General features: G+C 68.1%; 15 protein-coding genes. 5 read left to right on the top strand and 10 right to left on the bottom strand.

Features of this window, described 5'->3' with window-relative positions; genetic code table 11:
* Window positions 1-75 precede the first annotated feature (75 nt).
* Entirely contained in the window at window positions 76-1803 is a 1728-nt protein-coding gene (locus AMIS_RS05030; RefSeq protein ID WP_014441114.1) for a cellulase family glycosylhydrolase, read from the bottom strand.
* 547 nt (window positions 1804-2350) lie between these two features.
* Between AMIS_RS05030 and AMIS_RS05025 the strand changes: the two genes are divergently transcribed.
* Window positions 2351-2902: a hypothetical protein gene (locus AMIS_RS05025; protein ID WP_014441113.1), complete on the top strand. Its 552-nt coding sequence runs from the start codon at window positions 2351-2353 to the stop codon at window positions 2900-2902.
* A gap of 5 nt (window positions 2903-2907) precedes the next feature.
* Here AMIS_RS05025 and AMIS_RS05020 read toward each other — a convergent pair whose 3' ends face one another.
* The 3 genes from AMIS_RS05020 to AMIS_RS05010 are packed head-to-tail and all read right to left on the bottom strand — an operon-like array spanning window position 2908 to window position 5795.
* Window positions 2908-3519: a GNAT family N-acetyltransferase gene (locus AMIS_RS05020; RefSeq protein ID WP_014441112.1), complete on the bottom strand. Its 612-nt coding sequence runs from the start codon at window positions 3517-3519 to the stop codon at window positions 2908-2910.
* A gap of 9 nt (window positions 3520-3528) precedes the next feature.
* Window positions 3529-5157 carry an APC family permease gene (locus AMIS_RS05015; RefSeq protein ID WP_014441111.1) on the bottom strand — a complete coding sequence of 543 codons (1629 nt, stop codon included), beginning with the start codon at window positions 5155-5157 and terminating at the stop codon, window positions 3529-3531.
* Window positions 5154-5795, bottom strand: a complete 642-nt coding sequence (locus AMIS_RS05010) for a GOLPH3/VPS74 family protein (protein WP_051041841.1) — start codon at window positions 5793-5795, stop codon at window positions 5154-5156. The genes AMIS_RS05015 and AMIS_RS05010 overlap by 4 nt, the downstream gene beginning before the upstream one ends.
* A gap of 264 nt (window positions 5796-6059) precedes the next feature.
* Here AMIS_RS05010 and AMIS_RS05005 point away from each other — a divergent pair, with 264 nt between their 5' ends.
* Window positions 6060-6908, top strand: a complete 849-nt coding sequence (locus tag AMIS_RS05005; protein ID WP_014441109.1) for a helix-turn-helix domain-containing protein — start codon at window positions 6060-6062, stop codon at window positions 6906-6908.
* A gap of 41 nt (window positions 6909-6949) precedes the next feature.
* Window positions 6950-7165: a DUF397 domain-containing protein gene (locus AMIS_RS05000; protein ID WP_014441108.1), complete on the top strand. Its 216-nt coding sequence runs from the start codon at window positions 6950-6952 to the stop codon at window positions 7163-7165.
* A 185-nt stretch (window positions 7166-7350) separates the two neighbouring features.
* On the opposite strand, the gene AMIS_RS04995 is transcribed toward AMIS_RS05000, so the two are convergent.
* From AMIS_RS04995 to AMIS_RS04985, 3 genes are all read right to left on the bottom strand, one after another.
* Entirely contained in the window at window positions 7351-8124 is a 774-nt protein-coding gene (locus AMIS_RS04995) for a hypothetical protein (protein ID WP_014441107.1), read from the bottom strand.
* Between the two features lie 135 nt (window positions 8125-8259).
* The gene (locus tag AMIS_RS04990) at window positions 8260-8571 is read right to left on the bottom strand and encodes a hypothetical protein (protein ID WP_014441106.1); all 312 of its coding nucleotides are present in this window, start codon (window positions 8569-8571) and stop codon (window positions 8260-8262) included.
* 121 nt (window positions 8572-8692) lie between these two features.
* Window positions 8693-10123, bottom strand: coding sequence for an LVIVD repeat-containing protein (locus tag AMIS_RS04985; RefSeq protein WP_014441105.1), 1431 nt, complete (start codon window positions 10121-10123; stop codon window positions 8693-8695).
* A gap of 133 nt (window positions 10124-10256) precedes the next feature.
* Here AMIS_RS04985 and AMIS_RS04980 point away from each other — a divergent pair, with 133 nt between their 5' ends.
* A complete protein-coding gene (locus tag AMIS_RS04980; RefSeq protein ID WP_014441104.1) occupies window positions 10257-10925 on the top strand; it encodes a DUF305 domain-containing protein in 669 nt (222 codons plus the stop codon).
* 38 nt (window positions 10926-10963) lie between these two features.
* On the opposite strand, the gene AMIS_RS04975 is transcribed toward AMIS_RS04980, so the two are convergent.
* Together AMIS_RS04975 and AMIS_RS04970 are read right to left on the bottom strand one after the other, a co-directional pair.
* Window positions 10964-11608 carry an FIMAH domain-containing protein gene (locus AMIS_RS04975; RefSeq protein ID WP_157434737.1) on the bottom strand — a complete coding sequence of 215 codons (645 nt, stop codon included), beginning with the start codon at window positions 11606-11608 and terminating at the stop codon, window positions 10964-10966.
* A gap of 19 nt (window positions 11609-11627) precedes the next feature.
* Complete coding sequence (locus AMIS_RS04970) at window positions 11628-12566, bottom strand: cytochrome P450 family protein (RefSeq protein WP_231859234.1); 939 nt, start codon at window positions 12564-12566, stop codon at window positions 11628-11630.
* A 449-nt stretch (window positions 12567-13015) separates the two neighbouring features.
* Between AMIS_RS04970 and AMIS_RS04965 the strand changes: the two genes are divergently transcribed.
* Window positions 13016-14542 carry a sulfatase family protein gene (locus AMIS_RS04965; protein ID WP_014441101.1) on the top strand — a complete coding sequence of 509 codons (1527 nt, stop codon included), beginning with the start codon at window positions 13016-13018 and terminating at the stop codon, window positions 14540-14542.
* A 33-nt stretch (window positions 14543-14575) separates the two neighbouring features.
* Here AMIS_RS04965 and AMIS_RS04960 read toward each other — a convergent pair whose 3' ends face one another.
* Window positions 14576-15217, bottom strand: a complete 642-nt coding sequence (locus tag AMIS_RS04960; protein WP_014441100.1) for an NADPH-dependent FMN reductase — start codon at window positions 15215-15217, stop codon at window positions 14576-14578.
* Window positions 15218-15347: the final 130 nt, after the last annotated feature.

Below are 15347 nucleotides of genomic sequence, written 5' to 3'. Positions count from 1 at the left end.
GGCGACGCGGGGGCGCGGGCGACGCGGGCGGTGCCCTGCGCTCACTCTGCGTCCGCCGCCCGCCCCTCGAACCCGTCAAACGACGGGCGTGCCCGTCACGGCTGAACCGTCACGTACCACCACGTAACGGATCACCTCCCCGCTCCAGAAGTGGAACCCCACCGTCACCGGCGCCCCGTCCGCGACCTCCGCGAAGAACTCCGGCGTCAACCGGATCACCCCCGCCGCCGGATCGGGGACGAAGGCGCGGTCGTACTCCTTGTACGGCGTCCACCCGTGCGGACCAGCATTGCTGCCATCCGCGTAGGTCGCGGTCATCGTCGCCAGCCGATCACCGTTGAAGGCGACCGGTGCCGCGAACGCGTCCGTGCTCCCGCCGGCCGCCGCGACGACGGGTCGATCCGTGGAGATCACGTCCATTCGCCACGGGACGCCTCGCGAGAATCGCACGGAAAGGGACGTTTTGACCCCGTACCCCTGGGTCTGGGTCAGTCGCGTGAGCAACCCGGCGGTGAGGGTGAGTTGGTCGCCGGAGATCTGGAAGTCGGGGCCGCGACGCAGGGTGCTCGTGCCGAGGCGGATCTGGGTGAAGCCGGTGCCGTTCAGGTTCAGCGTGATCGCCTGCGCGGTCACCGGCACCGATCGGCGCACGAAGATCAGGTCGCTGCCGGCGGTGCCGGAGCGGGTTCGCCAGCTGCTCCGGATCTGGGCGAAAAGTTCACGATCTTTCCAAACCGATTGGGTACGGTCGAAGTGCTGGCCGTTGTCCCAGAGCATCGTGGTGACCCCGTGGGTGCGGGCCAGGTGTCCGAAGAGCTCGAAGAACTTCAGTTTCTCGCCCTGCTCGATCGTGCCGGTGTGCCGATCGAAGCCGAGCAGGCCGTATTCGCCGATGATGACCGGGATGCCGCGGACGGCGAACGTGGCGGAGATCCGGGTGAACATGTCGAGCATGTCCTGTCGTGCGGTGGCGTCGAAGCGGTAACCGCCGGCCACGTTGACGCTGAACGGCCAGTACCCGTAGTAGTGCACGGTGGCGATCAGGTTCGGGTCGCCGAGCGAGGCCATCGAGGCGGCCAGGTTGTCGAGATGCACCTGGTCGGCCGAGGTGTGCAGAGTGGGCAGCACGAGCAACCGGCCGGCGTTGCCGCCGCCGGTGCCGCGCACGATGCGGTGGAAGGTCGTGTTCAGTAGGGCGAGCAGCGCGGCCGGGTCTCCGCCGGTGAACTGCGGCTCGTTGACGCTCTCCAGCACGAGGCGGGGTGAGGCGTCGCGGAAGGTGGTGGCTACCTGGGTCCAGATCGCGGTGAAGCGGGCCAGCACGGCGTCGTGGTCGGCCGCCATCCCGTTGATCCACTGCCAGGAGTCGTGATGCACGTTGATCATCACGTAGAGGCCCTGATCGAGTGCCCAGCCGACCACCTCGTCCACCCGGGCGAGGTACGCGGGGTCCATCACCCGATCGGGTCCCTGATGCTGTCCCCACGTGACCGGGATCCGGATGCTCCGGAAGCCCTGTGCCTTGATGCCGGCGAGCAGCTCGCGGGTGACCCGGGGGTTGCCCCACGAGGTTTCGTCGTCGCCGGTGGAGTCGAACGTATTGCCGAGGTTCCATCCGGGCTGCATCGCGGCGACGGCCTGCGCCGGGGTGCGCGGGGCCGCGTGGACGGCTGCGGCCGGAACAGCGACGCCTGCGGCCGGGACAGCGACGGCGGTGGCTGGGACGGTCACCGCGATGGACAGCCCGAGGATCGAGGCGAGGCCGAGGCAGAGGCCTCGCAGTCTGCCTGGTAGACGCGACATGACGCTCCTGATGAGGACGCGCGCGGATGCGGGAGATCGGGAGCGCTCCCACTCTGACCTCGGCAGACTAAGTACGGACGTCAAACTATGTCAATGAATGCATGAGGGCGGGCCATCCGGGGGCGAGCGGGGGATGCGCACCTCGCCGGGGATGGCCCGCAGACGGACAGCCGCGCCACGACCCGTCGCGTCGTCGAAGGGTGAGCCCGGGCGAGCGCACGATGCTCATAACGCGAAGGCTAGTACTCGGTGCATTCTACGAAAAGGCTGATCCACGAGAGACTGCACTTTTCGAAAACCGATTTCCAGCAACTCCGGTGAGAATGGCCGGCGCGGGCTCAGACGGGTCGATCTCGCGGCTACCTGCAAAGACGCAAGTTGCACGATCGAGTAGCCAAGGGCATCACTCCAAACTGGATTGGCACATGATTTTGGTGAATACGCATTGTCGTGGCCCTATTGCACTTCGTACTCTGTGGTCACCTGTTATCGATCGACTTGAGTGCGAAAGCGGGACCGCTCGGCACGGGCCCGTGGGGGAGCAGCCATGCTTGTCAAAGTCATCGACCAGATCACCGACGACATGCACGAGACCGCGTGGGATCTCTACGAAGGCGCGTTCAAAGAGGTCCGCGCCCTCGCCGTGCAGCGCCATCTGATGTATCGGGCCGAGTTCGACCAGGTCATGTTCGATCCCCGAGTCGACAAGTACCTCTGCCTCGACGACGGCGGCAAACTCTGCGGCCTGTCCACGTACACCAATGATCTTTACGCGATGCCGTTGATCGCACCCGAGTACTTCGAACGCCGGTGGCCCGATCTCTACGCGCAGAACAAGATCTGGTACTGCGGATTCGTAGCCGTCGCTGAGGACGCCCGGTCCACCCGTGCCTTCGCGGAATTGGTCGAGGCCATGTACCGCACCGCCACGGATCGAAACGGGATCATCGCACTCGACTTCTGCCGTTACAACGACGACAGTCGCAACATGTCAAAGGTGATCCGGTTGATGTTGCGCCGGCTCTCCGGCGGCACGTTGCAAGCCTCATGCATGGACCAGCAGTCGTTCTGGATCTACGAGTTTCCCACGGCTTCGTAAGATCGTCAGGCCATAGGCGACCTCCACATGCACCAGAGCGGGGGCCCGTCGGGTAGCTCGATCACGGACCGGACCTGGTATCCGTGCCGAAGGTAAAGGTCACGGTTGCGCGGATCGTTGGCCTCGAGATAGGCGGGGAGCCCGGCCCGGTCCAGCCGTGCGTGGTGACGGTCCAGCAATGCGCTGCCGATGCCACGGTTCTGCTGGCCGGGCCGCACCGCCATGAACGCCAGGTAGTGGTGCGGCTCGAGCGGGTGGTGCTCGTCGAGCGCGGCGTCCAGCTGCTGGCACCTGTCGAACGCGGTGTCCGAGGCCTCCTTGAGCCGGCGCTCGTAATCCACAGGCGCCGGGATCATCGCGGTGAGCGGGAACCAGAGCGCCACGCCACTCATCCGGCCGTCCGCGTCGGCGGTGCTGTAGACCTCGCCGTGCTGCAGGGCGTGCTCCACGAAGATCTCGAAGTATCGGGGCGAGTTACGCCTGCGCACCAGCATGTCCGGCTGCATCCAGCGAGCCACCGGGCCGTCCCACATGGCCTCGGCCACCAGAGTGGTGATCTCCTCGGTGTCGAACGGCGACACATGCCGGATCACGAGTTCTTGGATGGCGTACGTCATGGATCTTCCCTACTTGATCGACGGAAGTTGGTCTCGATACTCGTGCGGGTGCTGCGCGTTGGTCTGCGCATGCGCGTGTGAGTGCGGGCGGGCCAGCTCGGCGTAGTCGACGACGTTCCGGCCGTCCGCTCCCCGGCCGATCCCCGCGTACACGTCCGGTCGGGTGCGCTTCACGATCAGCGCCCAGCAGAAGCCGATGGCCGCGCAGATCAGGTACCCCACCGTGAACACCCAGTGGAAGACCGAGTCGCTGCCCACCTGCAGCAGGTCGCCGAAGCCGATGACGGTCGCCAGCAGGATGATGCTGAGCAGGAAGAACGCGATGATCGGAGCAACCCGGCCACGCCACACGTTCTCCCCACGCGAGTGCTGGACGAAGAACGCGATCACCGCGGCGGACGCGCTCCACATCAGAATCAGCACGCCCAGCCCGCCGACCACGGTCAGCCACGCGAACAGGTGCACCAGCGGGTCGATGCCGAGCATGCCGTAGGTGAGCAGCACCCCGAGCGCCAGGATGCTCTGGGTGATCGATCCGACGACCGGAGCTCCGGTACGCGGGTGAGCCGTCCCCCACCGGCTCGGCAGCACCCGCTCCCGGCCGAGGGCGAACTGGTACCGCGAGACAGCGGCGTGGAACGCGAGCAGGGCGGCGAAGATGCTGGTCATGAAGAGCAGGTAGCCGATGGTGATCAGGGTGTCCGGCACATGGGGCGCGACCAGGGTGAACACCAGGTCGGTCTGCTCGGTGCGGGCCGACGCGACGATCTGTGTCGGGCCGGCCGCCACCGACATCGCCCACGCCGACAGGGCGCAGAGGATGCCGGCCAGGATCACGCAGAGGTGGGTGGCCCGGGCAATCGTGCGTTTCGGGTCCTTCGCCTCCTCGGAGAGCACGACGGTCGCCTCGAAACCGGTGAAGCCGCCGATGGCGAGCACCATCATGGCGACGACCTCGGGTGTGAGCAGCTGTTGCGGCGCCAGCGCGGCGAAGCTGACCGAACCCTCGGCCGGGTTCCCCGCCATCACCAGGTCGTAGATCAGCACCACCGCGATCTCGGCGATCAGCAGGATGCCGAGCACCTTGCCGCTCAGGTCGACCCAGAGCATGCCGAGCACCGCGATCAGCGCCCAGGCCACCAGCGCACAGGCGAGCCAGGAGGCGGTCAGGCCGATCGCTTCGAGAATGCCCGAGGCCACCACCCCGAACAGGCCGAAGAGACCGATCTGCATGAGCGAATAGGCGGCCAGGGCGACGAACGCCGCCGCGACGCCGAGCTCCCGGCCGAGGCCATGGCTGATGTACGCGTAGAACGCCCCGGAGTTGACGATGTGCCGGCTCATCGCGACGAACCCGACCGTGAAGATCGAGAGGATCCCCGCCACCACCAGGTAGACCAGCGGGACAGCCGTGTTGCCGACCACCGCGTAGATCGTCGAGATGGCCCCGATGATCACGGTGAGCGGCGCCGCGCCGGCCACGCCGAAGAACACCACCGAGGAGACGCCGAGCCGGTTGCTCGCCAGCGACTGACTGACGATGTCCGGCCCGTTGCGGTTGGTCCGCTGGAGTTCCATCAGCATCGTGCCGGCCCACTGGTCGGGGTTGTTGCGGCGGCGCTGATGACGACCGGTCACCGTCGCCCCACCGCGAGGGCGGTGCCCACCGACTGCTCGGTGCACTCGACGAGCTCACGCAGGTCGTTGGGCAGGGAGGCGATCATGCTGGGCAGGGCGTGGTAGATGTGCGGGTAGTTCTCGAACCCGTACATGACGTGGCGGGTGAGCCCGGTCGCGACGACCAGGCCGACGAGCATCCGGTCGGACAGGTTGAGGTCCATGCCCCGGACCAGGATGTTGGCGATCCGGGTGGAGGCCCAGGCCGCGGCGTTGCGCTGCCGTGCGGTGTTGGGCATGTAGAGCGTCTGTGTGGAGCCGAGCATCCGGCGGCGGGTGACCATCTCGACGGCGCCGACGCGCATCAGGCGCTCGGCGACGCGCAGGGCCGCGTCCTGGGAGAGGAAGGCGAGCCAGGTCCGGACGTCCGTGTGCTGTGACTGGGCACTGAGCAGATCGAGGACGTCGTGGGAGAGCGCGTCGCGCGGTGGATGACGATCGACGATGAACAGCTCGCCGTCGGCGACACCGACACGGCCTTCGAGAACTAATTCGGAGAGCAGAGCGGCGGCCAGTCCGAGGCCGGTCGCGCGGGGATGGAGTCTGGACCGGCCGGTCCGGTCCTCGTGTGCGATCAGGTAGTACTGGTCAGCCAACACTTGCGCCACGCCCCTTAGACGCCAGTTCCAATGATCATTTCTCTATGTGTAGGAAAGAAGACAGAACTCGATGTCCGCAGCATCATGTACCCAACACCAAGGTCAATACAAGAAGTACTAGACTTCTTATTCAGGCCCTGCAGTCTGACACTCCTAAATGGATCATGCAGAATGGCGATCATGGGGCGCGTGATCATCAATGGGCTACTGGATCGTGAGGTACCGGTCGTAATATCGACCGCATCAGGACCGTAGGGAGTCCAGGTGTCCGATATCGAGGGTCCGACGCTACGACGCCGCCGACTGGGAGCGGAGCTGAAACGATGCCGGGAAGCCGCCGGCCTGACGCAACAGGACGTGTCCCGGCATTTCGAATGGCACGCCGCCAAGGTCACCCGGATCGAGACCGCGCGCGTGGCGGTGACCCCGCGCGACGTGCGTGATCTGCTGACCCTGTACAACGTGCGCGACCAGGGATATCGCGAAGCGCTGGTGGAATTGGCCCGGCTCTCCCGGGAGCGCACCTGGTGGACCGACTACCGCGACATCATGCGCCCCGGCAACTTCGTGGGCCTGGAGGCGGCCGCGTCCTCGATGCGGGCCTGGGAGCCGATCATCGTGCCCGGCCTGCTGCAGACCGAGGCGTACATGCGGGCCCTGATCAAGACCGGTCGCTCCACCGACACACCGCAGCAGATCGACAGGCGCGTCGCGCTGCGGCTCACCCGGCAGAGCCGGCTCGGCGGGGATCGGCCCCTGGAGCTCTCCGCGATCATCGACGAATCCGTGCTCCGCCGGGTGATCGGCGGCGAGGACGTCATGGCGGAGCAACTGCAACATCTGATCGATACAGCTAGATTACCGAATGTAATGTTGCAGATCTTGCCCTTCAGCGCCGGGGAACATCCGTTCCTGGGCGGGTCAGCAGCACTTTTGGAGTTCCGGGAGACTACCCATTTGGATGTTGTCTACCTCGAAGGCCTTGCGGGAGACTATTACGAAGAGCAACCAGACGAGGTTGCCCGGTACCGACAGGAGTTCGAGCGAATGAGCGCGAAGGCGCTCGATCATCGGACTACGATAAAGATGATCGAGAGTCTGCTCGTCGCGTAGCACTCCCGAAAGAATCTCATATCGAAGGGAGGTGCTCGAGTATGCTCGCGCACCAACTCGACGGTGCCGTCTGGAAAAAAGGCAGTCGCAGTAACGGCAGCGGCGGCAACAACTGTGTCGAGGTGGCAATCCTCGACAGGGGAATTGCCGTCCGTGACAGCAAGGACCAGACGGGCCCGGCTCTCTTGTTCACGGAAGCGGAGTGGACCGCTTTCGTGGACTCCGCCAAGGACGGCGAATTCGATATCGACTCGTGAGAGCCTACCGATAGGCGTGCACCGATGGAAGTCGTGAACAGATGATCGACTTTCGCGATGTGCGACTTGAGGAAGCCACGGCGCCTCCCCGCGGGGCGCCGTGGCGCGGGTCCAGCACTCGCCGGCGAGACACCCCGCCGCAGCACTGAAATGATGACAATCGGTCACCTGAACCCCACGAAGGGTCAGGCAAAAGCCGGCCGGAAGGCTGCCGCTGCGGTGCCGGGCAGCGGGATCAGGTGCCGGACCGCTTCGGCGTGAGCCGTGGCGACCGCCGCCTCCCGGGCCAGGCTGTCCCGGTTGCGGCCGGCCCGCAGCGAGTCCTGCCAGGCCATCCGCTCGGCCTCCACGGCACGCTCGTGCACCCGCCGCAGGTGCGCGGCGCTCGCCTGCAGCACCACCGTCTCCTGCACGGCCGGGTGCAACCGGGCATCCCACCCGTTGCGGCCGTGCAGCGCGTCCGCGACCGCCGCCACGGGCAGCTCACCACGGACAGCGGCGGCCTGCACCGCCCGGTGCAGGAAGCGCTCGCGGTACGCGTACTCCATCGGGGTCTTCGGGGTGTAGGGCGTGCCGAAGGCCGCCGTGGCCCGGCTCCTGGCCCAGCGCGCGTCCGCGGCCCGCCACGCCTGCCAGGCCGCGTCCACCCGCTCCCCGGCCGCCTCCCAGTGCCCCTGCCAGCGCTGCGCCGCGTACCCGGCCTGTTCCGCCGCCACACCCACCTCGTCGGCGTACCGCGCAGCCTGAACGGCCTCCTCGATGCGCCGCAGGCGCTCGGCGTCCCTGCGCTCGGCCCGGCGGCGCAGGAAGCCCACCGTGTCGATCAGGGCCCGCCCGGGGTTCCGCACGTTGTGCGGGCTGGCCAGCACCACAAGGGCCGGCAGGGTGAGCAGCATCAGGGTCGCCCAGATCGCCATCGGGGCGGGCTCGGTCAGCAGCATGTCGGCAAGGATGTTCATCGCAGGAGATTCCGTCCGCTCGTCTCGGTCCGGGGGCTGGTTCGAAAGAAGGAGCCGGAGCGAGGATCTGGAACCGTCCCGGCGCTCCCGGCATGCGTGGACCCACAGGCAGCACGAGGTGCTGTCCGACAAGGGTCAGGCGAGAGCGGCGGGCGGGGCCCGCGAGCCGGCGACGCCGGGAACGATCTGAGCGCTCAGGACGCGCTCAGCGCAGGTGGTCGAGCAGAGCGGTGCCGGCATGGCGGCCGGCGATTCCGGGGTACGCGCCGACGTGTCACCGAGGTCGGCGGAGGCCGTGGAGACCGCCACGGCAGAAGCGGAGATGCTGTGTGCGCCCGGGCCACGGGAGGGCTGACCGGCCGAGGCCGGTGCGGTGAAGAAGGCCAGAACGAGCGCCAGCAGAACAGGCAACGACCGGAGCAGAGCGCTGCGGTGTGTCGTGGCCATGCAACGAACGTACCGATATGGGCAGAAAGTCCGATTACGCCGCGCGGGTTGATCACCCGATCGGGCTGACGCTGATGGGACCGCCCGGACGGACGGTCCCATCAGTGCTGCTCACCCAGGTTTACCAGCGACGGTAATCGCTCTGGGTCTGCGCGTTGAACTGCCAGGTGCGCTCGCGCTCCGCCTTGTCGATCCGGCGGTCGCTGACCTCCAGGACGTCCAGACCCTTCTGGATGTCGTTGGAGTAGATGAAGCCGTTGTACCAGTACGCGGACCACGAGCCACCGGTGACGGCGCGCTCGGTGCTGAGCGGGCCGCGCTCCCAGAACCCGATCTCCTTGGGCTTGCGGGAGTCGGTGAAGTCCCAGACCGAGATGCCGCCCTGGTACCACGCCTGGACCATGATGTCGCGGCCCTTGACCGGGATCAGCGAGCCGTTGTGGGCCACGCAGTTCTCGGTCGAGGCGTTCTCCCGCGGGATCTTGAAGTAGCTGCGGAACTCGAGCTTGAGCTTCTTGCCCTTGCCCTTGATGTCGTAGATGGCGTTCGCGCCACGGTTCGGCCCGATCGCCGGGTTGCAGGTGGCCTGGCCGCCGCCGCCGAGCTCGTCGGTGAAGACGACCTTGTCGGCGTCGTTGTCGAACGTCGCCGAGTGCCAGAACGCGAAGTTCTCGGTGTCCCGCACCGTGGTGATCACCTTCGGCGCCACCGGGTTGGAGATGTCGAACAGCGCGCCGTCACCCATGCAGGCGCCGGCCGCGATGTCCTTGGCCGGGTACGCGGTGATGTCGTGGCAGCCGCTGGTCGCGGTGCCGTAGTCGCTGCCCGGGAAGCCGCCGTCCGGGAAGAGCACCGGCGTGGCGACGACCTTCGCGGCCGCCGGCTTCTTCAGCGGGACCTTGACGATCGAGATCTTGTCGTGCGGCCATGCGCAGTTCGGCAGGCTCACGCCGGACAGGTTGTAGGACGACACGTAGAGGTAGACCGACTTGTCCCAGCCCTTGCCCGGCACGATGGTGTGCGTGTGCGAGCCGCAGTCGGTCTTCACGGAGGCCACGTACTGCGGGTTCCGCGGGTCCTTGATGCTGAAGACCTTGATGCCCTCCCAGCGCGGCGTCTCGGCCGGCGCGGTGGACGGGACGGACGTGCTCTGGCACGAGTCGTCGGAACGCTGCGAGTCGGTGGAGAGGAAGAGCAGGTCTCCCCAGACCGTGATGTCGTTCTGCGAGCCGGGGCACACCACGACGGCCGCGACCTGCGGGCTCCGGGGATTGCGGATGTCGTAGACGGTGAAGCCGTTGTAGTTGCCGCCGTACGCGTATTTGCCCTGGAACGCCCAGTCCGAGTTGAGCGCGTTCTCGGCGGCGAACGGGGCCGGCTTGGGAATGTTGGCGATCTGCTTGAGATTCGAGCTGCTCCGGATCTCATCGACGCCCGGAATGTCCGCCGCTGCCGCCTGGGCAGGCGCCGCGACCAAGAAGCTGAGCAGGGCTGCCGCAGACCCGATACTGAACAGGCGCTTGAACCGCCCTTGTGGGGCAGGGTGCTTCATGGAGCTCCTTCCGGATACGGAGCCACCGACGACACACCGCGAGTTGTGTCGCGAGCACCCCCGGTGACAGCGATGTCGGTCGTTACGATAGCTGTCGAATGTTGCGTTGGGGACCCTTACCGAAAAGGAAGCGATGAATCGCCGACACGCCCGGACCCTGGCGGCCGCGACCTTGACGGTCCTGGCCGCCGGCGGGATCGCCCTGTCCGCCTGTACCGCCGAGAAGGAGACGCCGGAGGCCACGGCACCCACCGCCTCATCATCGCCGGTGCCGGTGCTGTTGCCGGGTCGTCCCGGAGAATCGGCAAAAGTGTCCGATTCTGATCAAGTGAAGGCGCCCGACGGGAGCGCCTACAACTCGATCGACGTGGCGTACGTGCAGATGATGATCGCCCACCATCAGCAGGCCGTGGAGATGGCCGACCTGGCGCCCTCCCAGGCCGGCAACGCCGCGCTGAAACGGCTGGCGGAGCGGATCAGCGTCGGGCAGAAACTCGAGATGGACTACCTGAGGTCCTGGTTGAAGGACCGGAACCGGCCGGAGTCGGACCCGTCGCACGACCACTCCACGATGCCCGGCGGCCAGAGCGCGGAGAAGGTCGCCGCGCTGACCGCCGCCACCGGCGCCGCCTTCGACCGCCAGTTCGTCGCGATGATGTCCGAGCACCACAAGGGCGCCCAGCAGATGGCCGCGGATCTGCTGCGGAGCGGGATGGACGAGCGACTGTCCGAATTAGCCAATGAGTCGGCGGTGGAGCAGGTCGCCGAGATCCGCCGGATGGCCGAGCTGGGCATCAGCTGACCCGTGGCCAGGTCTATCCGGGGACGGGTGATCCCTGGCTAGTCGTCATCATCGTCGTCGTCATCGTCGCCGTCATCGCTGGAGCCGGAATCGGAGCCCGAGCCGGCGGCCGGGAGCACCGCGCCGATCTGCGTCGCCCCGGCCGCGAGCGCCTGGAATCCGTCCTCGCTGATGTCCCCGTCCTCGCGCAGGTCGGCCAGCTTCTTGACGAACTCGTCGAGCTTGCCGGACGCCTTCTCCGGATCCTTGCGGAGCCGGTTCTTCAGATGCTGCAGTCGCCGGTTCAGCGCCTTGGCGCCGTCGTCGTCAAGCTCGCCGCGCTTCTCCAGCGCCCGCACCACGGTCATCAGCTGGGTCACCAGCTCGGCCGGGCGCACCGGCCGGGTGGTGGCCGGCGTCGGCTTCGACGTCGGCGCGGTGCTCGGGGTCACCGAGGGCTCCACCTCGGCCGTGAGCTCCGGCGAGGGCTCGGTGACGATTGCGCTGGGCACGGCGAGCGGCACGGCCGCTGTCTCGTCCCCGTCGGACGAACCCGGCGAGATGATCCAGACCGCGACCGACACGATCACCACCGTGGCGGCCGTGATCGCGCCCAGGATCTTCAGGCGGACGCCGGCGCCGGACGGCTTGACGACCGGCAGCTTGGTGGTCGGCGAGTAGTACGGATCATGAGGGACGGACACGGCCGCCATCATGCCAGGTCTACAGGAGCACCGGCAGTTCATGCAGCCCGCGCAGCAGCAGCCCGGGACGCCACCGCAGAGCCTCCGGTTCGACCGCCAGCCGCAGGCCGGGATGGCGGGCCATCAACTGCGTGAAAGCGATCTGCGCCTCCAGCCGGGCCAGCGGCGCGCCGAGGCAGTAGTGGATGCCGTGCCCGAACGCCAGGTGCGGGTTCTGCGTCCGGTCCAGGCGCAGTTCGTCCGCGTCCGGGAAACGGTCGCCGTCACGGTTCGCCGACAGCAGCACGACCACGACCGGGTCGCCGGCGCGCACGGTGACCCCGCCGATCTCCAGGTCCTCGGTGGCGACCCGGAACGTGGAGGTCTCCACCGGCCCCTCGTACCTCAGGAACTCCTCGATCGCGGTGGGCAGCAGCGACGGCTCGGCCCGCAGCCGCTTCCACCGGGGGCGGTCGCGCAGCAACAGGTACGTCCCGTTGCCGATCAGGTTGACGGTGGTCTCGTGACCGGCGATGAGAAGCAGGAACACCATCGAGGAGAGCTCCTCCTCGGTGAGCCGGTCCTGCTCGTCGCGCACCTGGATCAGGCCGGAGAGCAGGTCCGGGCCGGGGGTCGCGCGGCGCTCGGCGATCAGGGCCAGGATGTACCCCACCATCGCGCGGATCGCCGGCTCCAGCCGGTCGCCGGACTGCGAGCCGGCGACTATCACGTTGGACCAGGCGCGGAAGTCGTCCCGGTCGGCGGCCGGCACCCCGAGCAGCTCACAGATGACCTGGATGGGCAGCGGGAACGCGAACGTGTCGATCAGGTCGGCCTCGTCCCGGCCATCGATCGCGTCGAGCAGGTCCCGGGTGATCTCCTCGATCCGCGGGCGCAGGCTCTCCATCCGCCGGGCCGTGAAGGCGGCCGACACCAGGCGGCGCAACCGGGTGTGGTCCGGCGGATCGGCTGCCAGCATGTGCCGGGAGAGGATCGCGGCCGGGCTGGACTGCCTGTTCGCCGTCGCGGACGAGCCGACCGAGAACGCGGACTGCTTGGAGAGGCGCGGGTCGGCCAGGGCACGTCGCGCATCGTCGTACCGGGTCGATGCCTCAGGGGATCAGCTGCTGCGCCGGGGCGTGCGGGGCGGTCGCCGGGGCAGCCGGGGGCGCGGCGGAACCAGGCGACGGGGACGTCGGGGGCGTGGCTGGGAGCAGACGGCGATGACGGCGAGCATGGAGGTGACTATGCGTCACCGTGGGGCCGGATCCGCCTCCGTTGAGGGATTCTTAAAGATCATCTCAGCGAGAGGTAAGCAACCGTGGCAGATCCGGGTGCCCGGGGCGGATACCCTCCGGTCGTCGCCTGTTGAAGGCCGTCGTCCCTTGAAGGCCCCCACCCCTTGAAGGATGGAGCTCCCGCCCCGCCATGTCTTCCTTCCGCCGCGCGCTCGCCGTCGCCGCCTCCCTACTGGCCGTGACCGCGTGCACCACCACGGAATCCTCACCGGGGACCGGGAACCGGTCGGCGAGCCCGTCCGCCTCGGCGGCCCCGGCCACCGAATCGGCGGCGAGCCGGCCGAACATCGTCTTCGTGCTCACCGACGATCTCTCCGAGAACCTCGTGCGGTACATGCCGAACCTGCTGAAGATGCAGAAGGAGGGCACGCGGTTCGTCAACTACACGGTGACCGACTCGCTCTGCTGCCCGTCCCGCGCGTCGCTCCTCAAGGGACAGTTTCCGCACAACACCGGGATCTTCAAGAACCACGGCTCGGACGGCGGTTTCCGGCTCTTCCACAGCCGCGGCCAGGAGAAGTCGACGTTCGCGACCGACCTGCAGGCGGCCGGGTACCGCACCGGGTTCTTCGGCAAGTACCTCAACGAGTACCTCCCGGCGACCAGCTTCGGGGGCGGCAAGCCGTATGTGCCGCCGGGCTGGGACCAGTGGTTCGTGGGTGGCAACGCGTACGACAACTTCAACTACGCGCTGAACGAGAACGGGACGGTCAAGAAGTACGGCGAGAAGCCGGCGGACTACCTCACCGACGTGCTGGCTGCCCGGACGACCGACTTCATCACCACCTCGGCGGCGACCGGCACGCCGTTCATGCTGGAGGTGGCGACGTACGCGCCGCACGCCCCGTACACACCGGCGCCACGGGACGCGAACCTGTTCCCCGGGCTCAAGGCGCCCCGCACCGCGGCGTACGACAAGGTGCCGGCGGACGCGCCCGCCTGGCTCGCCCCGCACCCGAAACTGAACGCCCAGCAGAAGGCCCGGATGGACCAGGAGTTCCGGAAACGGGCCCAGTCCGTCGTGTCGGTGGACCGGATGCTCGGCGCGCTGCGGTCGACCCTGACGAAGGCCGGCGTCGCCGACGAGACCGTCGTGATCTTCAGTTCGGACAACGGCTATCACATGGGTGAGCACAGCCTGCCCTCCGGCAAGCAGACCGCGTTCGACACCGACGTGAACGTGCCGCTGATCGCCGCCGGGCACGGCGTCAAGGCCGGGCAGACCGTCGACGCGGTGGTGGCGAACATCGACCTGAGGCCGACCTTCACCGACCTGGCCGGGGTGCCGGCCGCCGCCGAGGTGGACGGGCAGAGCCTCAAGCCGCTGCTGGCCGGGGAGACCCCGGCGCGGTGGCGGGAGGCCGCGCTGATCGAGCACCGGGACCCGGCGACCGACCCGGCCGACCCGGACTACGAGCAGGACAGCATCAACATTCCGCCGACGTACGACGCGATCCGGACCGCCCGCTTCACCTATGTCCAATACGTCGACGGCACCCGGGAGTACTACGACAACCGGGCCGACCCGGACCAGTTGCGCAACCTGGCCGGCGACCTGTCGGCCGACCGGATCGCGCGGCTGCGCGCGTCGGTCAAGGCGATGACCCGCTGCGCCGGGGCCCAAGCCTGCCTGACCGCCGCGACCGGGCTCGGTTGACGCCGCAGGCCGGCAGGCGGCGTGTCTGCCGGGTCAGTTGACGCCGCGGGCCCACGGCGGCAGCTGGGCGCCCCGCGGCGCGTCCTGGCGCTGCACCACCGGGTAGACGCTGGAGTGCGCCTGCCACGACGGCTGCGGTGCGCTGGTCCGCTCATTCAGTGAGCGGACCAGCGCGCCCACCATGTCCTGCAGCGCCACGTGCAGCCGGACGTCGGTGACCAGGCCGGCCGCGTCGACGGCGGCCATCTCGAGCGGGATCCGCACACAGGCCGGACGCAGCAGCCGGGCGCCGCCGTGCTCGAGCACCGACTCCAGCGACGCCCGGGCGCCGTCGTCGCGCCCCGGCGTCACCACGGAGAGCCAGGCCACCGGTTTACGGCTCAGCTCGCCGCCGTCGACCAGCCAGTCGAAGAGGTTCTTCAGGCTGCCGGGCAGCGATCCGGCGTACTCCGGGGTGCTGACCAGCAGCGCGTCCGACCGGGTCACCCGGTCACGCAGCTCGGTGACGGCGACCGGTGGGTTCGGCTCGCCGGGCACGAACGCCGGCAGGCCGGAGAGGCCGTCATAGAGGTCGGCGGTGATCCCCGCGGTGGCGTGCCGGGCCGCGGTGCGCAGGGCGGCGGTGTGCAGTGATCCGTCGCGGGTGCTCCCCGAGATCAGCAGGACGCGCGTCATGGCGCCGACGATACGGGCCGCCGGCGATCACGACCGTACGGCCGAGCCGGGCCAGATTTTCGTACCGAATGGGTCTCACCGAGTAGCCACGGGCGAAGCCGGGCGGCAGCATGAACAAACGGTCCAAATG

The sequence above is a fragment of the Actinoplanes missouriensis 431 genome, from assembly GCF_000284295.1.
Lineage (GTDB): Bacteria > Actinomycetota > Actinomycetes > Mycobacteriales > Micromonosporaceae > Actinoplanes > Actinoplanes missouriensis.
The sequence above is the reverse complement of the archived record's forward strand: the minus strand, read 5'-3'. Positions and strand labels throughout refer to the sequence as shown.